This window comes from Citrobacter sp. EC_71 (genome assembly GCF_019584005.1).
Lineage (GTDB): Bacteria > Pseudomonadota > Gammaproteobacteria > Enterobacterales > Enterobacteriaceae > Citrobacter > Citrobacter werkmanii.
Map to the genome: position 1 here is coordinate 264,230 of NZ_VDAY01000003.1, position 17,654 is coordinate 281,883.

At 48.8% G+C, this 17,654-nt stretch carries 20 protein-coding genes and 3 pseudogenes; 9 read left to right on the forward strand and 14 right to left on the reverse strand.

Annotated elements, in window-relative coordinates:
* Positions 1 to 66 precede the first annotated feature (66 nt).
* On the reverse strand, positions 67 to 342 hold the full coding sequence (locus FHD02_RS04760) for a hypothetical protein (RefSeq protein ID WP_137370664.1): 276 nt from the start codon (positions 340 to 342) through the stop codon (positions 67 to 69).
* A 461-nt stretch (positions 343 to 803) separates the two neighbouring features.
* Between FHD02_RS04760 and FHD02_RS04765 the strand changes: the two genes are divergently transcribed.
* Positions 804 to 998: a hypothetical protein gene (locus FHD02_RS04765; protein ID WP_137370663.1), complete on the forward strand. Its 195-nt coding sequence runs from the start codon at positions 804 to 806 to the stop codon at positions 996 to 998.
* Between the two features lie 146 nt (positions 999 to 1,144).
* Here the strand turns inward: FHD02_RS04765 and FHD02_RS24835 are convergent.
* Both FHD02_RS24835 and FHD02_RS04770 read right to left on the reverse strand, forming a co-directional pair.
* Positions 1,145 to 1,240 (reverse strand): annotated as a pseudogene (locus FHD02_RS24835) (SAM-dependent methyltransferase); the annotation flags it as partial.
* Position 1,241: 1 nt separating this feature from the next.
* Complete coding sequence (locus FHD02_RS04770; protein WP_220393640.1) at positions 1,242 to 1,379, reverse strand: hypothetical protein; 138 nt, start codon at positions 1,377 to 1,379, stop codon at positions 1,242 to 1,244.
* 137 nt (positions 1,380 to 1,516) lie between these two features.
* Between FHD02_RS04770 and FHD02_RS04775 the strand changes: the two are divergent.
* Together FHD02_RS04775 and ttcA are read left to right on the forward strand one after the other, a co-directional pair.
* Positions 1,517 to 1,764: pseudogene (locus FHD02_RS04775) on the forward strand (tyrosine-type recombinase/integrase); the annotation flags it as partial.
* A gap of 49 nt (positions 1,765 to 1,813) precedes the next feature.
* The gene (gene ttcA, locus FHD02_RS04780) at positions 1,814 to 2,749 is read left to right on the forward strand and encodes a tRNA 2-thiocytidine(32) synthetase TtcA (protein ID WP_137370661.1); all 936 of its coding nucleotides are present in this window, start codon (positions 1,814 to 1,816) and stop codon (positions 2,747 to 2,749) included.
* A gap of 48 nt (positions 2,750 to 2,797) precedes the next feature.
* Here ttcA and dbpA read toward each other — a convergent pair whose 3' ends face one another.
* The 4 genes from dbpA to FHD02_RS04800 form a co-directional block, all read right to left on the reverse strand.
* Complete coding sequence (gene dbpA / locus FHD02_RS04785; RefSeq protein ID WP_137370660.1) at positions 2,798 to 4,171, reverse strand: ATP-dependent RNA helicase DbpA; 1,374 nt, start codon at positions 4,169 to 4,171, stop codon at positions 2,798 to 2,800.
* Positions 4,172 to 4,199: 28 nt separating this feature from the next.
* On the reverse strand, positions 4,200 to 4,364 hold the full coding sequence (locus FHD02_RS04790; protein WP_370607385.1) for a hypothetical protein: 165 nt from the start codon (positions 4,362 to 4,364) through the stop codon (positions 4,200 to 4,202).
* Between the two features lie 292 nt (positions 4,365 to 4,656).
* Positions 4,657 to 5,640: a zinc transporter ZntB gene (gene zntB / locus FHD02_RS04795; protein ID WP_042308182.1), complete on the reverse strand. Its 984-nt coding sequence runs from the start codon at positions 5,638 to 5,640 to the stop codon at positions 4,657 to 4,659.
* A 156-nt stretch (positions 5,641 to 5,796) separates the two neighbouring features.
* Positions 5,797 to 6,906, reverse strand: a complete 1,110-nt coding sequence (locus tag FHD02_RS04800; RefSeq protein WP_220393654.1) for a methyl-accepting chemotaxis protein — start codon at positions 6,904 to 6,906, stop codon at positions 5,797 to 5,799.
* A gap of 700 nt (positions 6,907 to 7,606) precedes the next feature.
* Between FHD02_RS04800 and FHD02_RS04805 the strand changes: the two genes are divergently transcribed.
* The gene (locus FHD02_RS04805) at positions 7,607 to 8,839 is read left to right on the forward strand and encodes a sensor domain-containing diguanylate cyclase (protein WP_079224040.1); all 1,233 of its coding nucleotides are present in this window, start codon (positions 7,607 to 7,609) and stop codon (positions 8,837 to 8,839) included.
* A 12-nt stretch (positions 8,840 to 8,851) separates the two neighbouring features.
* On the opposite strand, the gene smrA is transcribed toward FHD02_RS04805, so the two are convergent.
* The gene (gene smrA / locus FHD02_RS04810; RefSeq protein WP_042308178.1) at positions 8,852 to 9,415 is read right to left on the reverse strand and encodes a DNA endonuclease SmrA; all 564 of its coding nucleotides are present in this window, start codon (positions 9,413 to 9,415) and stop codon (positions 8,852 to 8,854) included.
* Between the two features lie 214 nt (positions 9,416 to 9,629).
* Here smrA and ogt point away from each other — a divergent pair, with 214 nt between their 5' ends.
* The 3 genes from ogt to uspE all read left to right on the forward strand — a co-directional run bounded on the left by ogt (position 9,630) and on the right by uspE (position 12,194).
* Complete coding sequence (gene ogt, locus FHD02_RS04815) at positions 9,630 to 10,145, forward strand: methylated-DNA--[protein]-cysteine S-methyltransferase (RefSeq protein WP_038640835.1); 516 nt, start codon at positions 9,630 to 9,632, stop codon at positions 10,143 to 10,145.
* A gap of 194 nt (positions 10,146 to 10,339) precedes the next feature.
* Positions 10,340 to 11,092: a fumarate/nitrate reduction transcriptional regulator Fnr gene (gene fnr, locus FHD02_RS04820; RefSeq protein WP_003020397.1), complete on the forward strand. Its 753-nt coding sequence runs from the start codon at positions 10,340 to 10,342 to the stop codon at positions 11,090 to 11,092.
* 151 nt (positions 11,093 to 11,243) lie between these two features.
* On the forward strand, positions 11,244 to 12,194 hold the full coding sequence (uspE, locus tag FHD02_RS04825; protein WP_137370659.1) for a universal stress protein UspE: 951 nt from the start codon (positions 11,244 to 11,246) through the stop codon (positions 12,192 to 12,194).
* Between the two features lie 47 nt (positions 12,195 to 12,241).
* On the opposite strand, the gene FHD02_RS04830 is transcribed toward uspE, so the two are convergent.
* Positions 12,242 to 12,502: a DUF2534 family protein gene (locus tag FHD02_RS04830; protein ID WP_137370658.1), complete on the reverse strand. Its 261-nt coding sequence runs from the start codon at positions 12,500 to 12,502 to the stop codon at positions 12,242 to 12,244.
* Between the two features lie 244 nt (positions 12,503 to 12,746).
* Here FHD02_RS04830 and FHD02_RS04835 point away from each other — a divergent pair, with 244 nt between their 5' ends.
* Entirely contained in the window at positions 12,747 to 13,778 is a 1,032-nt protein-coding gene (locus tag FHD02_RS04835; RefSeq protein WP_220393641.1) for a mechanosensitive ion channel family protein, read from the forward strand.
* Positions 13,779 to 13,816: 38 nt separating this feature from the next.
* On the opposite strand, the gene FHD02_RS04840 is transcribed toward FHD02_RS04835, so the two are convergent.
* From FHD02_RS04840 to FHD02_RS04850, 3 genes and pseudogenes are all read right to left on the reverse strand, one after another.
* Positions 13,817 to 14,869: an NAD(P)-dependent alcohol dehydrogenase gene (locus FHD02_RS04840; RefSeq protein ID WP_137370656.1), complete on the reverse strand. Its 1,053-nt coding sequence runs from the start codon at positions 14,867 to 14,869 to the stop codon at positions 13,817 to 13,819.
* A 40-nt stretch (positions 14,870 to 14,909) separates the two neighbouring features.
* Positions 14,910 to 15,538: pseudogene (locus FHD02_RS24840) on the reverse strand (carboxymuconolactone decarboxylase family protein).
* A 172-nt stretch (positions 15,539 to 15,710) separates the two neighbouring features.
* Positions 15,711 to 16,094, reverse strand: coding sequence for a VOC family protein (locus tag FHD02_RS04850; protein ID WP_137370654.1), 384 nt, complete (start codon positions 16,092 to 16,094; stop codon positions 15,711 to 15,713).
* Positions 16,095 to 16,210: 116 nt separating this feature from the next.
* On the opposite strand from FHD02_RS04850, the gene FHD02_RS04855 reads away from it, so the two are divergent.
* Positions 16,211 to 16,981, forward strand: coding sequence for a DeoR/GlpR family DNA-binding transcription regulator (locus FHD02_RS04855; RefSeq protein WP_137370653.1), 771 nt, complete (start codon positions 16,211 to 16,213; stop codon positions 16,979 to 16,981).
* Positions 16,982 to 17,010: 29 nt separating this feature from the next.
* Here the strand turns inward: FHD02_RS04855 and FHD02_RS04860 are convergent, their stop codons facing one another.
* On the reverse strand, positions 17,011 to 17,280 hold the full coding sequence (locus tag FHD02_RS04860) for a Rho-binding antiterminator (protein WP_220393642.1): 270 nt from the start codon (positions 17,278 to 17,280) through the stop codon (positions 17,011 to 17,013).
* Between the two features lie 66 nt (positions 17,281 to 17,346).
* The gene (locus FHD02_RS04865) at positions 17,347 to 17,577 is read right to left on the reverse strand and encodes a glutaredoxin domain-containing protein (protein ID WP_032939694.1); all 231 of its coding nucleotides are present in this window, start codon (positions 17,575 to 17,577) and stop codon (positions 17,347 to 17,349) included.
* Positions 17,578 to 17,654: the final 77 nt, after the last annotated feature.

Here is a 17,654-nt window from a genome sequence, read left to right on the forward strand (position 1 = left end):
GATTCCTATGCCCCTGAAATGAAAAGCCCCGCACAAAGGCGAGGCCTATAAAGAAATTGGATATATTTATGCTGCTTTTGTCGTGCAGATTGTATCAAAAAACTCTTTAATTTTTTTCAAGGCATCAACTGCCCCCGCAGGAACGCCAGGAGACCATCCCAAAACAAGAATGAGCGCAGTTAGAACGGTTGATAGTTTACGTTTTGAATAGAACTTACAAAACTCTTCGATATCAATCTTTGCCTTGTCATCAACACCACCATCTTTTTCATATTCTTTGCTTGCGTCAATTAATGCTTTGAGTGCTTTGATATAGCTTTCACTTTCTTTAATAGAAGCCATAGTTAACTCCAGAGATAATTGTTCTAAACAACCTGTGAATCAGGCTCTCTGAAAAACTATAGATACCCCCACTCCATACAATCCCCATAAGAAAGTATGAATTATACGCTCACTGAATAATTACGTTATTAAGCATATGGAAACGATATCGGTCATACTGCGATTTGTTTCGACTGGCATAGTTCCGGCAAATTAGCACGCACTAGTTCTACGCCGGGCAGAGGAGCCCAGTTGACGACCACATACAGTAGAAACAGGTTAATCGCGACTTAGCAGACAAACGTGGGAAACATAACACCCACCATAAATAGGGGTTGAAACAACTAGTTACTTTTGTAAAATTAGAAGAGACGCCTATGGAAGGTACAGCAAACACAGAAGCCTCAGTGCTACATGGAACTATATAATAACCATAAAAAATCGCGCGTTAGTTAACGGTTTCCTTCATTAAAGGTGTTGTCATGTCTCAAGAGCCCACTGCAGGCCAATTTTTTTGGGGTATTATTCTTTTTGTTATCACTGCTATTCCTCTTGGATGTATCGGAGTTGCTATGCTGGTGATGGCGCAAGGGATAGAGCGTTGGTCTGGTCTTGTTTTCTTAGCTTTTGCTTTTGGCATTAGCCAAGGTATCTGGAGAAAACTGTCTGGAAAATAGCTAAGAAACCACAGATCAAAGCAGGATTATTATCCTGCTTTTTTATTGCGCTATGCATCCTGGCTTTGGGTTAATCCTTTACAAAGAGAATCCAATGGGTTTTGTCGCTCTTCCCGGTGCGCTGGCCTATTGCAGGTTTCACGTCAGGCGCGGATATCAGTGAACACGGCACGGGTGTCCTGTTTGTTGAACCAGAACATGCGGGAGCCGCAGCACACGGCTAAAATCGTTTGATCTGCCATCTCACTCCCCCTTCACGCCAATGCCAGCGGCGGCACATGCCTGATGCAATACGCTTTCACAGTGAACTACAGCGCTGTTATAGCCAGCCCCAAACATATCGAGCACTTTTGCTTCAAGTTCTTCATATGTCGGTTTCATGCTGATGCTCTCCCGTAAAACGCCAGTACATACTGCATAGCTGGACTTGTGCGGTGAATTGATGCAACCATGTTTTTGCTCATGTTCGATTTGAGCTGCTTGATGTTCAGCCCCCCGCCGGGCTGAAATGAAAAGACTGGGCGATGAGTAGCATCGGTGCGAGATGGAACGCTGCTGTAAAACGTGCTGGTATTCGTCGCCGTAATCCGTACCATACGCGGCATACTTTTGCCTGCTGGCTGTCATCGGCTGGAGCGAACCCATCATTTATAGCTAATCAGATGGGGCATGAAACACGCAGATGGTGTACGAAGTCTACAGTGCATGGATTGAAGAAATGAATGGCGATCAAGTTGCAATGTTGAATAACAAACTAGCCCTGTGATGGAAGTTTGCCCCTTATATGCCCCTTTTGGTTTTTGAGAACGGTAATAATGCAAGATAATCAACAAGTTACAAAGAAAGAACAATACAACCTGAACAAATTGCAAAAACGTCTGCGTCGCAACGTGGGCGAAGCGATTGCCGACTTCAATATGATCGAAGACGGCGATCGCATTATGGTGTGCCTTTCCGGAGGGAAAGACAGCTATACCATGCTGGAGATCCTGCGTAATTTGCAGCAAAGCGCGCCGATCAGTTTTTCCTTAGTTGCGGTTAACCTCGATCAGAAACAACCCGGCTTCCCGGAGCATATTCTGCCGGAGTATCTGCAACAGTTGGGCGTTGAGTATAAAATCGTCGAAGAAAATACCTACGGTATCGTCAAAGATAAAATTCCTGAAGGTAAAACGACCTGCTCGCTCTGCTCTCGCCTGCGTCGCGGCATTCTGTACCGCACGGCAACCGAGTTAGGCGCCACCAAGATTGCGCTCGGGCACCATCGTGATGACATCCTGCAAACGCTGTTTTTAAACATGTTCTACGGCGGGAAAATGAAAGGTATGCCGCCGAAGCTGATGAGTGATGATGGTAAGCACATCGTGATCCGTCCACTGGCCTACTGCCGTGAGAAAGATATTGAGCGTTTCTCTGAAGCGAAAGGTTTCCCGATTATTCCGTGTAACCTGTGTGGCTCACAGCCTAACCTGCAACGTCAGGTCATCGCTGATATGCTGCGCGACTGGGACAAACGCTATCCAGGCCGCATTGAAACCATGTTCAGCGCAATGCAGAACGTTGTACCTTCTCATTTGAGTGATATCAATCTGTTCGATTTTAAAGGCATTAAACACGGCTCAGAAGTTGTGGACGGTGGTGATTTAGCGTTTGACCGCGAAGAGATCCCGCTGCAACCCGCGGGCTGGCAGCCAGAAGAGGATGATACCCAACTGGATGAGTTGCGCCTGAACGTTGTGGAAGTGAAGTAACTTATCATGCCGGATAAGCGGAGCGCCATCAGGCGCTCCAACGCGCATTTATTTCAATAAACGAACGCGGCAGGTCTTGCCTTTAATCTTTCCGTTTTGCAATTTTTTCCATGCCTTATGCGCCACAGTCTGGCGAACTGCGACATAGACATGCGCCGGATGGACGGCGATTTTGCCGATATCAGCCCCATCCAGACCAATATCGCCGGTCAGAGCGCCCAAAACATCGCCGGGACGCATTTTAGCCTTTTTACCGCCATCAATGCACAACGTAGCCATCTCAGCTTCCAGAGGCAGGATTGAACCATTGCCTGGCGCAGGCAACCAGTTCAGTTTGAGTTGCAGCATTTCAGCCAAGATATTGGCACGTTGCGCTTCTTCCGGTGCGCAGAAACTAATCGCCAGACCGCTGTTACCAGCGCGAGCAGTTCGTCCAATACGATGGACATGGACTTCAGGATCCCACGCCAGTTCGAAGTTAACCACCAGTTCCAGCGACTTGATATCCAGACCACGCGCGGCCACATCGGTAGCAACCAGTACACGTGCGCTACCGTTGGCAAAACGTACCAGCGTCTGATCGCGATCGCGCTGTTCAAGATCGCCATGTAACGAAAGTGCGCTTTGCCCTGCCGCATTCAGTGCATCGCAAACGGCCTGGCAATCTTTTTTGGTATTACAAAAAACCACGCAGGATGCGGGCTGATGCTGACTGAGCAATTTTTGCAGCAGCGGGATTTTACCGTGGCTGGACGTTTCAAAAAATTGCTGTTCAATCGCCGGCAGCGCATCCACCGTATCGGTTTCGATCGTGAGCGGATCCTGCTGCACCCGACCGCTGATGGCGGCAATCGCCTCCGGCCAGGTCGCTGAAAATAGCAAGGTTTGACGCGATGCTGGCGCAAAGCGGATCACCTCATCAATCGCATCGCTAAAACCCATATCCAGCATGCGATCGGCTTCATCCATCACCAGCGTATTCAGAGCGTCCAGAGAAACGGTGCCCTTTTGCAGGTGGTCAAGTAAACGCCCCGGTGTGGCGACAATAATATGTGGCGCATGTTGTAGGGAGTCACGCTGTGCGCCAAAGGGCTGCCCGCCGCACAGGGTTAAAATCTTGGTATTTGGCAGAAAGCGCGCTAACCGACGCAGTTCCCCTGCCACCTGGTCGGCAAGCTCACGCGTTGGGCACAGCACCAGAGACTGCGTCTGAAACAGCGCGGCATCAATATGCTGTAACAACCCCAGACCAAAAGCAGCCGTTTTGCCACTGCCGGTTTTAGCCTGCACGCGAACATCTCTCCCCGCCAGGATTGCCGGTAACGCAGCAGCCTGAACAGGCGTCATTTCAAGGTAGCCCAGCTCGTTGAGGTTCTCGAGTTGGGCGGCAGGTAAAACATTCAGGGTCGAAAAAGCGGTCACAATTTAATCTCGCGGTAAAAACTTACATTCAGCAGGCGCGTATCCTCGCAGATCTGCGCTCGCGATGCGACAATTTAATCGGCTCTTCATCCGGTGGCGGATCCGGCATAGGCTGCGGACGAGGTAGCGGATCGGGAACAGGAACCGGGTCGGTGGGTAGCGAATCAGCGTTTAGTACTTGCCGCTGTAGCATTGCAATCAGACAGGTCATATAGCCCTCCAGTCATCAGGTTGACTCTTTTAGGGTAGACGCTGATTTCCTGCAGGCAAAAAAAAGCCGACTAATCTAAGTCGGCGTCGTACGAATCAATTGTGCTATGCAGTAATTCAAAAAAGGAAGTAAGACAATATGGAGCGCAACGCCCATCGCTTGACGTTGCATTCACCTGCGAGTGAGATATTGCCCCGAATAGGTAGATGGTTTATTGACTTCGCTCAAAAACCTGGCCGTTTTCATGCGCAAAAGCCGATAAAAAATGTTGTTGTTACAACCATTTACTACGATGCAACCATAAAGTAACACCACCAATCAGGACCACTAACAGAATACAGAAAAGTGAGAAGCCAAACTGCCAGCCGCCGCCGGGGATACCACCGAGGTTAACGCCAAACAGCCCAGTTAAAAATGTACTGGGTAGAAAAACCATCGCCATCAAGGACATTGTATAGGTGCGGCGCGCCAGAGACTCCTGCATAACCTGCGCAATTTCGTCCGCCATGATACCGGTCCGGGCGATACAGGCGTCTATCTCATCCAGCCCTCTTCCCAGCCTGTCGGCGATATCCTGCATCCGTCGCCGATGATCGTCGGTCATCCAGGCTAAACGCTCACTCGCCAGGCGCGCATAGACATCCCGCTGAGGCGCCATATAGCGGCGCATCACAATCAGTTGCTTGCGCAGTAATGCCAGGAATCCGCGTGGGGGGATTTGCTGATCGAGCAGGTTATCTTCCAGGTCTATAATCTTGTCGTGCAGTTGCTCGATAAACTCGCTGGCATGATCGGTTAACGCATCGCAGACATCCACCAGCCAGCTACCGCAGTCAGCCGGCCCTGTACCTTCCTGGAGATCGCTGACCACATCATCCAGTGCCAGTACTTTGCGCTGGCGCGTTGAGACAATCAGACGTTCATCCATATACAAGCGCATAGCGACCAGCTGGTCAGGTCGCTCGTCGGTGCTGCCATTAATACAGCGCAGCGTGATTAACGTACCTTCCCCGACTCTGCTTACGCGTGGACGCGTACTTTCACCCGCCAGCGCATCACGCACATTATTAGGAAGCAGAGGCGTGGTCGCCAGCCATTGCGCACTTTCAGAATGGGTATAATTAAGATGCAGCCAGCAGGGATGCTGAGCGTCGATAACATCGTTATTTTCCAGCGGTTTCACCCCACCACGGCCATCCAGCAGCCAGGCAAACACGGCATCTGGCACATTAACATCCGTTCCCTTAATGGCTTCCACAACGCCTCCACAAACATTCAGCTTTTTTCGATAGTCTAGCCGTCAGAATAGGTTAAGCAATATCTCATTGTCCCATTGCGCTGAAATGATTCATAAAAGTATCCGATAACAGAAAAAGCGTCGACGAATGCGACGCTTGTGGTGAGAGAGAGCCTGTTATGCTCGCTGGTGTATTGCGGGCTCAAGTGTCTTACTTAAGCGAAATTGATGGGTCCGGGACTGGAGATCAATAACCTGGTTTTTCAGGATGCCAGATGAATCAGAAAGCTCATCCACCATAACGGCATTACTTTGCGTTACGTTCTCCAGTTCGGCCAGAGCATGCGTGATCCTGATGATCCCTTTCTCCTGCTCCTGGGTAGTTGTTAATATCTCGCCCATTAACTGGCTTAATTGCCCGGCGCCCCCGACGATATCCTGCATATTTTTTTCTGCTTCGCGTACGATAGCCGCGCCTTGCTGAACATTTTGATGAGTCTGGGCAATCAGCTGTTTAATATTCTTAGCTGCATCTGCGCTACGGTGCGCCAGCTTTCTTACCTCACCGGCCACCACGGAAAACCCTTTGCCATGTTCCCCGGCCCTCGCCGCTTCCACAGCTGCATTCAATGCCAGAATATTTGTCTGGAATGCGATACCATCTATCAGCGTAATAATTTCAGTCATCTGTTCCGCGCATTCGGTGATTGATCGCATATTTGTCGCCACCTGCACCATTAATTCGCCCCCCTGTCGGGCGCACTGCGTAGCAATTGTCGCCTGGGCGCTGGCTATTTGCGTGTTATCAGCATTGTTTCGCGTATTCACCGCGATCTCATCCATGTTGGCAGCCGTCTGCATTAATGCTCCGGATTGCTGTTCTGTTTTCACTAAAAGCTCGGCGCTACGTTCTGCAAGCTGTTCTGAGAGCGCCATCGCCGTTTGTGAAGATATCCTTATCTCATTCACAAGTGTTGAAATATTACTGGATAAGCTATTGATGCCCGGAATAAGTCTACCCGCGCAGTTATTACCAAATTCTGGAATGCTGATCGCCAGATTCCCGGATGTAACCTCTTCAATACTTCTTTTAACCGTATTAATCGGCATCACCAGATATTTGGTCATGTATCCCCACAGACATACTATAGAAATAAAGCTTACTAAGTTGGTACCAATAATAACATCAACGCTGGCTGAAAGTATTATTTCCACCACATTGAGAGCCACTGCCGTAATCACCAAAAATAAAACAATAAAGGTCCTGACGCTAATATCATTTAACATTTTAGCCCTGTTTACCAAGAAAACGAGGAGAATATTATTTTTTATAGCACCTGCAATATAAATTGCCATAGCTCGGATACGAAAAGTGAATATTCAATAAGAGTCGATAACCTTTTTACTTAAAGCACACAATGGCGCTATTTATTTGCCTTAATCCAGTGATTTACTCCACCAAAGGTGATGGCCAGGTTTGTTATCAGATTATTGTGATGGTGAGCACGCAGCGAATGTAAAACGTACAGAGTTATAATTATCATGAATACATATATAAGCACTATTGCAGCATTCTTAATATTTTGTGGTTCTAACTAATACACAGTGTAAAAATATGAGTACAGTCAAGGTGGCGATCTCTGGCTGACATTGAGCTGCCTTCTGGCGATTATCTGGTGGCGTGACCCAATGTATGGGGATCACCATTTTTGTTGATGATTCCAGCCCGATTCATTCAAATATATTGATGTTGAAACCGTGTCTGGCACTAGAATTAAAAATTGAAAGTATATTTTAGCGATAACGGTAAACATGCCAAAATAGTGTCTACTATTATTGGCATAGCCAGTACCATGAATTGCAACCAACATCAAAAAAAACCAGTTGTACCCCCTTGTCTCACCGACAATCAAAACATTATGAGACGGTAATATAAAAAATTCGCCATTAAATGGGCAACACAGCAGATAAGATAACGGGATTATCGATGAATATAACCGCGCTGCATTCATTGGATTTATTAACTCTTCCGGTTTGGATAGTTTCACCACATACCGAAGAACTTGTGTTCGCAAATGCCGTTGCACGGGAGCTAATGCAGGATCCCTGTTTTTCTCCACTGCGAAAAGGCATATTCTCAACATATGCACAAAATGATTTAACCATGTATCTCAGCGACTTGAAAAATCATCACTATATTGTGGAAATTCTCACGGTTTATCGCAACGGTGAGGAAACTGCGATGGCCAGCCGCCTGTCCATTAACTCGCTCCCGGATATTGGCGATATCATCGTTTTCGAAGGCATTGAAACACCGACCGCGCAGGGACTGAAAGCCAGTCGTTCTGCGAACTATCAGCGAAACAAGCAGGGATTTTACGCGCGCTTCTTCCAGACTAATTCCGCGCCGATGTTACTTATCGATCCATCTCGAGATGGTTTGATCGTCGATGCGAATCTCAGTGCCCTGAATTTTTATGGTTACAGCCATGATGTGATGTGCCAGAAACATACATGGGAAATCAACATGCTGGGCCGTCATATCCTACCGGTGATGCATGAAATCGCCCATCTGCCCGGCGGCCATAAGCCCTTGCATTTTGTTCATAAGCTTGCTGATGGTTCCTCACGTCACGTACAAACTTATGCCGGGCCGATCGAAATCTATGGCAATAAGCTCATGCTGTGCATCATTCATGACATTACCGAACAAAAAAGGCTGGAGCAGGAACTTGAACAAGCGGCCCTGCGTGACGCCCTGACCGGATTACTTAACCGCCGACATTTTTATCAGGTAACCGAACCGCAACAGACGCACGCGATGTCATTAACGCAGGACTACAGCCTGCTGTTAATCGACACCGATCGCTTTAAAAGCATTAACGATCTCTTCGGTCATTTAAGAGGTGACGATGTGCTTTGCGCTCTGGCACGAACGCTGGAGTCCTGTGCAAGAAAGGACGACCTGATTTTTCGCTGGGGAGGTGAAGAATTTGTGCTCCTTCTGCCACGAACCTCACTGGAGGTTGCCCTTAATCTCGCAGAAGTAATACGCGCGGCGGTGGCCAAGGTGACGCTCCCTGGCCTTCCCCGCTTTACCGTCAGCATCGGCGTTGCGCGGCACGAAACGAATGAAAGCATCGATGAGCTATTCAAACGCGTTGACGACGCGCTGTACAAAGCCAAAAACGAAGGGCGGAACCGGGTGCTGGCCGCCTGATGTTTATGTCGGTCAGCGACTGCGCTTAGCGTGACGCTCCCAGTTATCCTGTTTTGCCTGCGCGGTTTTACGTAATGCCACATAGCATGCCCCGCTGCCGCCGTGATGCGGCAGTGCGGCACAGTAGGCTTGTACATCTTCAAATTCCGTCAGCCAACGCGCTACATAGCTGCGAACAATGTTGGCATGAGAGTTATCGTCGCGCCCCTTGCCGTGTATCACCAGCACGTTACGCAATCCTTCTTGCTGTGCCTGCAGAATAAAACTGAAGAGCATCTGACGGCAGGTTTCAACGGGCTGACGGACGAGATTGAGACTCGCCTGCTGCGGATATTTGCCGGTTCGTAGCTTGTCAGTCACGCCGTGCTGCAAACCTTCGCGACGAAATTCCAATGGTACGCTTAACGGGACAATATCGAGAAAACCCGTCGAGAGAAAATTATCCAATTGGAGCGTATCAATACGTGCCGGAGCGCGGAGATTGCGCGTGGGCTGCCAGTGCACCTCGGTGCAGCCTTTCAGCGGTTGAACATCCCCCATCGCGTCAAGAAACAACGATGCGTCATCAAGGTTCATGTTTCATCCTCCAGCGTATTACGACGGGTCTTATCATAACCGCGCACTGTTATACCGACAACGGTTTACGATTATTTCCAATAATTCACCAGATTCACGCCGTGAAAGCGATCTACTTCCAACAAACTGATATCCATTTTTAGAGGTATAGCTGCGACGATAACTGGCGTGATAATGTGTCACCTTGCCTGTAATGCTGTAATGAGAGAAACGGATGCTGAACTTACTGGAAGATACCATCGCCACACCGTTGGGCCCGCTGTGGATTATTTGCGATGAGCAATTTCGTCTGCGCGCGGTCGAATGGGATCAACACAGCGATCGTATGGTGCAGTTGCTGGACATTCATTATCGCGCTGAAGGTTATCAGCGTATTGCTGCCAAAAACCCTGGCGGATTGAGTGATAAGCTGGCTGAATATTTTGCCGGAAACCTTAGCATTATTGACACACTGGAAACCGCCACCGCGGGGACACCTTTCCAGCGTGAAGTCTGGCAAGCGTTACGTACCATTCCCTGTGGACAGGTCATGCATTATGGTCAACTGGCCGAACAACTGGGACGTCCTGGTGCTGCCAGAGCCGTCGGGGCGGCGAATGGATCAAACCCGGTAAGCATTGTCGTCCCTTGTCATCGCGTCATTGGGCGTAACGGTACCATGACCGGATATGCCGGTGGTGTGCAACGAAAAGAGTGGTTATTGCGTCATGAGGGCTATTTGCTACTCTAGAATCCAGGCAATTAATGCCTTATTCATCACACTTCCACATAATACAGCCTTAAATAAAGTGCGGTTAATCAGGTAGATACAAACATTCAACCCAGTTATGCCTGAATTATTCTCTATTGGGAGTAGCTCAGGCTTACGTGCTCACCAAAAAGATGTTAAAATTGACAAATATCAATTACGGCTTGAGCAGACCTATGATCCCGGAAAAGCGAATTATACGGCGCATTCAGTCTGGCGGTTGTGCTATCCATTGCCAGGATTGCAGCATCAGCCAGCTTTGCATCCCGTTCACACTTAACGAGCATGAGCTTGACCAGCTCGATAACATCATCGAGCGCAAAAAGCCTATCCAAAAGGGGCAGACGCTCTTTAAAGCAGGTGATGAGCTTAAATCACTTTATGCTATCCGCTCCGGAACGATTAAAAGCTATACCATTACCGAGCAAGGCGATGAGCAAATCACCGGTTTCCATCTGGCAGGTGACCTGGTAGGTTTTGACGCGATTGGCAGCGGTCATCACCCCAGCTTTGCCCAGGCGCTGGAAACCTCAATGGTATGCGAGATTCCTTTCGAAACTCTGGATGACCTGTCCGGCAAAATGCCGAATCTGCGTCAACAGATGATGCGTCTGATGAGTGGCGAAATCAAAGGCGACCAGGACATGATCCTGCTGTTGTCGAAGAAAAACGCTGAAGAACGCCTGGCGGCCTTTATCTACAATTTGTCCCGCCGCTTCGCCCAGCGTGGATTCTCGCCTCGTGAATTCCGCCTGACCATGACCCGTGGCGACATCGGTAACTACCTCGGTCTAACGGTTGAAACAATTAGCCGTCTGCTGGGTCGTTTCCAGAAAAGCGGTATGCTGGCGGTAAAAGGCAAATATATCACTATTGAGAATAGCGACGCTCTGGCAGTTCTTGCTGGCCACACGCGTAACGTTGCATAATCGTTCTGCAAATATCTCTGTTATCCTCCTGTCAAATCACTAAATTTTCCCGATTTATTGATCTGGCAGGAGGTTCTCCCCTGTTTCAATCCACATTATTGGGTTACTCTTTTAATTACAAACTGCGATGACAGTTGTAAGGAGACCCTGTATGGCTATGTATAAAAATATGCTGGTCGTCATCGACCCTAACCAGGACGATCAACCAGCATTACGGCGAGCTGTTTATTTGCATCAACGGATTGGTGGCAAAATTAAAGCCTTTTTGCCGATCTACGACTTTTCCTATGAGATGACTACCCTGCTGTCGCCCGATGAGCGTACGGCAATGCGTCAGGGTGTCATCAGCCAGCGAACGGCGTGGATACGTGAACAAGCGAAATACTATATCGAAGCAGGGATCCCACTTGAGATAAAAGTAGTCTGGCACAACCGCCCCTTTGAAGCCATCATCCAGGAAGTCATCAGTGCGAAGCATGACCTGGTGCTAAAAATGGCGCACCAACACGACCGTCTGGAAGCCGTGATTTTCACCCCAACCGACTGGCATTTATTGCGTAAATGTCCAAGCCCAGTGTGGATGGTTAAAGACCAGCCATGGCCTGAGGGCGGTAAAGCGCTGGTTGCGGTGAACCTCGCCAGTGAAGAGGCCTATCACAACGCCCTCAATGAAAAACTGGTCAAAGAAACGCTGCAACTGGCGGAACAGGTTAACCATACCGAAGTGCATCTGGTTGGCGCCTACCCTGTTACCCCCATCAACATTGCGATTGAGCTCCCTGAATTTGATCCCAGCGTATATAACGATGCGATCCGTGGACAGCATTTGCTGGCCATGAAGGCATTACGGCAGAAATTCAGTATTGATGAGAAAGTAACACACGTTGAAAAAGGGTTGCCTGAAGAGGTTATTCCTGATTTAGCCGAACACTTACAGGCGGGCATCGTGGTCCTGGGCACCGTTGGACGTACCGGCATCTCTGCCGCGTTCCTGGGAAATACCGCGGAACAGGTTATCGATCATCTACGCTGTGACCTGCTGGTTATCAAGCCGGATCAGTATCAGACGCCCGTTGAGCTGGACGACGACGAAGACGACTAACCACACCATACAATGCCGGATGGATATTCATCCGGCATAACAAATAATTAGTGTTTCTCGTCGCCACCGAGGAAGTAGATGCCCAGAGGGATGGCAAGCAGAATGGTAAACACCATGCTGTAGACACAAATCATTGCAGATTGAATGGCATACATTGAGGCGGTCCAGTCGCATAGCGGAATGTCATACTGTTCAATAACGCCACCGATCGTCGCTCGCGTGACTACTGACGCTGCGATAATAAACACCCCAAGCAGGCACAACAAAAACTTTCGTCCCTTCGCTGTCTTCAGCTTAGCCATGATCATAGTACTGTCCTTTTGCAGATGAAAAGCTTGTTACTTTGCGCTAACAATACCATGACATCAACTTACTGTCTGCTACATAACGCCTATTCATCAGTGACGCCTGCGCGATTGCGCTGAAATTAGCGCTGATTGCATTATTTCTCTCACCCTTTGGTTAATGATCTGAGCGCCAAAACTGCGTAAAATATCCGATGAGCAGAATGTCAGATGATATTTAGCAACCACGGAGCTGCCAGGAAGGATCATGATCGCTGAACTGTTTATGAATAATGCGTTTAATTTGACGGTAATTCTCAGCTGTTTTACCGCACTGGTGCTGATGAGCGTTTGGTTTCACCGTGGCGAACGACGTTGCAAAGGATTCATATTTCATGCGGCACAATTTTTCGTCTATGCCATTATCATTGGAACGTTCGGCAGTATTGCCAATAACGTGATCGAGAGTTACAACCTGAAATTTATCTCTCCCAGCGTAGTCGATTTTATCTGCACCTCGTTGATTGCGCTGATTCTGACGATCAAACTCTTTCTGGTGATTAATCAGTTTGAAAAAACGCAGATTAATAAAGGCAGAGATATTACCAGCGCGAGGATCCTATCGCGGATCATTAAGATTACCATCGTGGTCGCCATCATTTTGCTGTATGGCGAACATTTCGGCATGAGCTTATCTGGTCTGCTAACCTTTGGCGGCATCGGTGGTATCGCTGTAGGTATGGCAGGTAAAGACATCCTGAGCAATTTTTTCTCCGGCATCATGCTCTACTTCGACAGACCGTTTAGCATCGGTGACTGGATCCGTTCCCCGGACCGTAATATTGAAGGCACAGTGACAGAAATTGGCTGGCGAATGACCAAAATAAACACCTTCGATCATCGTCCGTTATATGTCCCAAACTCGATTTTCTCCTCTATCAGCGTAGAAAATCCAGGGCGTATGACCAACAGAAGAATCAAAACGGTGATCGGGTTACGATATGAAGATGCCGATAAAATTGAGGCTGTTGTCGAGGCGGTCAGGCAAATGCTGCAAAATCATCCAGGGATAGACCAGAAGCAAACGCTACTGGTCTATTTCAATGAATTTGCAGATTCATCATTAAATATCATGGTGTATTGCTTCACGAAAACTACCATATGGCAGGAATGGCTTACAGTACAACAAGACGTTTATTTGAAAATCATTTCGATAGTCCAGGCAAACGGCGCCGACTTTGCATTCCCCAGCCAGACGCTGTATATGGATAATCCTGAAGTATCGCCATCGGCACACTAACAAAAAGTAAAGACGCGGAAATCCGCGTCTTTCTACCGTTATTTCAGCGAGGCAATATCAATTACAAAGCGGTATTTCACATCGCTTTTCAACATCCGCTGCCAGGCGTTATTAATATCCTGAATATTGATCACTTCGACATCGGCTGTAATACCGTGCTGGCCGCAAAAATCCAACATCTCCTGCGTTTCTGCAATCCCGCCGATAACCGACCCCGCAACAGATTTCCGCCCGAGAATCAGGGGAACCGTATTCAGGAACGGATCCAACGCGCCCAGATAGCCAACCAGCACCAGCGTACCGCTTAGCGCCAACGTTGGGATATAGGGATTCAGGTCATGAACGTACGGGACAGTATCAATAATCAGGTCAAACTGATTAGCGGCGGCCTTCATCTGCTCAGGGTAAGTGGAAAGCACAACGTGACTGGCGCCCAGACGTCTGGCATCTGCTTCTTTGCCCGGAGAACGCGTGAACAGCGTAACTTCAGCCCCCAACGCATTAGCGAGTTTGATGGCCATATGCCCAAGGCCGCCCAACCCAACAACCGCGACTTTACTGCCCTCTCCAACCTGCCAGTGACGCAGCGGCGACCATGTGGTGATCCCGGCACAAAGCAGCGGCGCGGCACCGCGTAAATCTATCCCTTCTGGCACCTTCACCACAAACTTTTCGGTAACGACAATCTTGTCGGAATAGCCCCCGAAGGTAGGCAGCCCGTCATGACGATCGATATCGTTATACGTGAGCGTGTTACCCTCTTCGCAATATTGCTCCAGCCCCTGTTCGCAAGCGCTACAATGCTGGCATGAGTCAACCATGCAGCCAACCCCGGCGAGATCGCCTACGGCAAATTTGGTCACCGACTTCCCGACATGCACCACACGGCCAATGATTTCGTGTCCCGGCACCATCGGATACTTAGCGCCGCCCCAGTCATTATAGGCGTTGTGGATATCTGAGTGGCAAACACCGCTGTACAAGATATCAATCACCACATCATCTTCGCGCGGATCGCGACGAACGAAGCTGTGTGGAACCAGATCTTCTTTCACCGCCAGAGCGGCATAACCCTTCACGTTCATGACCATTATGATTTCCTCAGGGATTAGGTATTACCTTAACCAGCATTCATAAGCGACATTCATCAAGAACAGCGCGGGCATTAGTCGCTATCTCAGCACCACAATGCTGTTCAAGTATTGCAATAAATTCAATCAGTTGATCAGTAGTCATACCGATATTCAGACTGATAGCAAAATGGCTCTTCAGTTGACTGTTCACACCGCCTAATACCGCTAACGCAGAAACCGTCGCTAACTCCCGCATCTTCCAGTTAAGGACATCACGCTGAAAAATATCGCCAAATAAATGTGCCTTTAGCCAGACATCAATGGCAGGGGCAAAGTCGAACAGCGGCCCACTGACCTGATGCCAACGAGCTGGCTCTGTGTGCGACTCCCCGCCAGGAAGCTGTCCCAGCCCTCCGTCGGCGGCGTGGCCGGATTTCCCTCTGCGTCGGTAATTCCTCTTTCTCTACGGCGTTTAACCACAGACATTAAACAAGCAAGTCCGTTCAGGCTGCGGGGAAAACCGCAGTAAGCATAAAGCTGTAGTAGAATTTCCTTCACTTCATTGAGGGTGAGCCCCGCATCCAGCCCGGCATTCAACGCCGCGTCCAGGTTTTCACCCTGACCTGTAGCGGTAAACGCGGCAATAGGTATGATTGCCTGCTGTCTGGCATCCAGTTGATGTTGCATGTATGACTCTCCAAAATAACGCCAGCGTACTGCCGCCGGATACTGAAAACAGTAAAATTATAGAGGCCTGACACACCGCTGATTAGAGGGTTAAATAAGAACGAACCTATGAACAATACTCATCAATAATCAGTCCCCGATGCCATTTATCAGCAGGGAAATTTGTACAACGTTAGGCAACAATCTCAATTAAATTGCCGTCAGGATCTTGTATTACCGCTTCGTAATAGCCATCACCGGTAGTTCGTGGAGCAGAAAGTAAAATCCCCTGTTCCTGCGCACGTCTCGCGATGGCATCAACTTTTTCCGCGCAGCCTGCAGAGAGCGCAAGGTGTACCCATCCACAGGTATTATTGTCTGGCTGCCGTCTTGTAAGGCCCGGTTTGGTCATTATTTCAATCGCAACCTCATCGCCAATACGCACAAAATAAGATTCAAATCCAGGATTGGTTTTACTGCAGTATTTTTCGTTAATCTTGCCGTCAAAGAACGTGACCCAGAAACGAGCTTGCTGCTCGAGATCCTGTGTCCATAAAGCCATATGCGCAATCTTCATCGCGAACCTCTTCTCGTAGTATTTCGAACAGTACGTTCTCAAGGGTGTTGACATCGTTAATCATCATGCACGATCATGCTCATTATTGCTCGTTATTTGTTTTATCTGGAGTATTTATGCTTGATTATGCTGCCTTCCCGGAACAGCGCCAGGCGCTTATCTATCAGATCTTGCAGGAAAACGGCAGAGTCATTTGTTCCGAGCTCGCCAGTCGGCTAGGCGTTTCTGAACATACGATCCGCCGCGACCTGCATGAGCTAAGTAAAGATGGCGTGTGTAAAAAGGTTTATGGCGGCGCGGTCATTGCCCTTCCTGAATCCGAAGACATCGCTGTACGCAAGAACATTAATGTGGCGAAAAAAAACAGTATCGCGCAGAGGTGCGCCCGGTTGGTCAAATCCGGCAGTTGCATTTTTATCGACACGGGCAGCACAAATTTAGCGATGGCTGAAGCCCTGCCCGCCGAACTGGCGTTAACCGTAGTGACTAACTCCCCAGAGATTGCCGCCGTTTTGCTGGAAAAACCGCTGTTTGAGGTCATCATGTTAGGCGGCGCGGTACAGAGATCCTCGGGTGGATGTGTGGGGGCCACCGCCATCGCCCAAGTGCAGAACATCTTATTCGATCAGGGTTTTATTGGCGGTTGCGCGATGTCGCCAGAATCCGGCTTAACCGGATTTGATTATGCGGATTGCGAGTTCAAAAAAGCGGTAATCAAACAGTGCAATGAAACTATCGTCGCACTGACGGCGGAAAAGATCCCAGCCGTCGCCCGCTATGTCGTCGCCGAAAGCAGCAATATTGATGTGATTGTCGTGGAGGAAAATATCAGCAAAGAGTATGCCACGGCTTTCCAGGCGCATGACATTCGTATTTATACCGTATAACAGCGGCGGCGCGTTCGTTGCGTCGTTACTCAAGGAAAGCTGACGACGCTAAACGTCGCCCCGTTTGTCAGCGTGGCGATCGCAGACAAACGATCCAGACGAATTTTTAGCGGATTGCCATTGTATTCCACCACCAGAAACTCTTCTTTATCTCTGGTGGTGCAGGTCGTCAACGCTGTGACATTCATACACGAGCCATCGGTTAGCTCAATACGTAACCAATAATGGTACAGACAGGCGATCTCCAGATAATCGTGAAGTTCGCAATCTATAGGATGGTATTTTCCCGTCACATTCATAACGCCTCTTCCTTATTGCCGCGGATGTTCGGGAAATTGCTTACGCCACTTCCCGAACGCACCAGGTTATTTCAGCGCTTCAATGGGCGCGCCAAAATTGATATGCAGCACATTGCCGTCGATCACCAGCGCAGGAACGGACTTCACGCCAGCCTGTTCTGCTTCCGTAACCCGGCCAGGTTGCTCTCCCAGGTGAATAACATCGATTTCAACATCGGAGGACAGATGCTGAAGCAGCGCTTGTTCTGCGGAAACGCAAACCGGGCAACCGGCATGATAAAAACGGGCTTTAGTCATGATATATCTCCCTTTAAATTATAGTATCGATTCGATACTATAATTGATACTACGCCACTTTTATGCTTTGTCAATAT

Coding starts and splice junctions, on each gene's coding strand:
- FHD02_RS04770 (WP_220393640.1), bottom strand. CDS start 1,379: ATGAAACCGACATATGAAGAACTTGAAGCAAAAGTGCTCGATATGTTT.
- ogt (WP_038640835.1), top strand. CDS start 9,630: ATGCTGAACTTACTGGAAGATACCATCGCCACACCGTTGGGCCCGCTG.
- uspE (WP_137370659.1), top strand. CDS start 11,244: ATGGCTATGTATAAAAATATGCTGGTCGTCATCGACCCTAACCAGGAC.
- FHD02_RS04830 (WP_137370658.1), bottom strand. CDS start 12,502: ATGATCATGGCTAAGCTGAAGACAGCGAAGGGACGAAAGTTTTTGTTG.
- FHD02_RS04860 (WP_220393642.1), bottom strand. CDS start 17,280: ATGAATGTGACGGGAAAATACCATCCTATAGATTGCGAACTTCACGAT.
- FHD02_RS04805 (WP_079224040.1), top strand. CDS start 7,607: ATGAATATAACCGCGCTGCATTCATTGGATTTATTAACTCTTCCGGTT.
- FHD02_RS04765 (WP_137370663.1), top strand. CDS start 804: ATGTCTCAAGAGCCCACTGCAGGCCAATTTTTTTGGGGTATTATTCTT.
- FHD02_RS04865 (WP_032939694.1), bottom strand. CDS start 17,577: ATGACTAAAGCCCGTTTTTATCATGCCGGTTGCCCGGTTTGCGTTTCC.
- FHD02_RS04835 (WP_220393641.1), top strand. CDS start 12,747: ATGATCGCTGAACTGTTTATGAATAATGCGTTTAATTTGACGGTAATT.
- FHD02_RS04800 (WP_220393654.1), bottom strand. CDS start 6,906: ATGTTAAATGATATTAGCGTCAGGACCTTTATTGTTTTATTTTTGGTG.
- FHD02_RS04760 (WP_137370664.1), bottom strand. CDS start 342: ATGGCTTCTATTAAAGAAAGTGAAAGCTATATCAAAGCACTCAAAGCA.
- fnr (WP_003020397.1), top strand. CDS start 10,340: ATGATCCCGGAAAAGCGAATTATACGGCGCATTCAGTCTGGCGGTTGT.
- smrA (WP_042308178.1), bottom strand. CDS start 9,415: ATGAACCTTGATGACGCATCGTTGTTTCTTGACGCGATGGGGGATGTT.
- FHD02_RS04840 (WP_137370656.1), bottom strand. CDS start 14,869: ATGGTCATGAACGTGAAGGGTTATGCCGCTCTGGCGGTGAAAGAAGAT.
- FHD02_RS04855 (WP_137370653.1), top strand. CDS start 16,211: ATGCTTGATTATGCTGCCTTCCCGGAACAGCGCCAGGCGCTTATCTAT.
- FHD02_RS04850 (WP_137370654.1), bottom strand. CDS start 16,094: ATGAAGATTGCGCATATGGCTTTATGGACACAGGATCTCGAGCAGCAA.
- ttcA (WP_137370661.1), top strand. CDS start 1,814: ATGCAAGATAATCAACAAGTTACAAAGAAAGAACAATACAACCTGAAC.
- FHD02_RS04790 (WP_370607385.1), bottom strand. CDS start 4,364: ATGCTACAGCGGCAAGTACTAAACGCTGATTCGCTACCCACCGACCCG.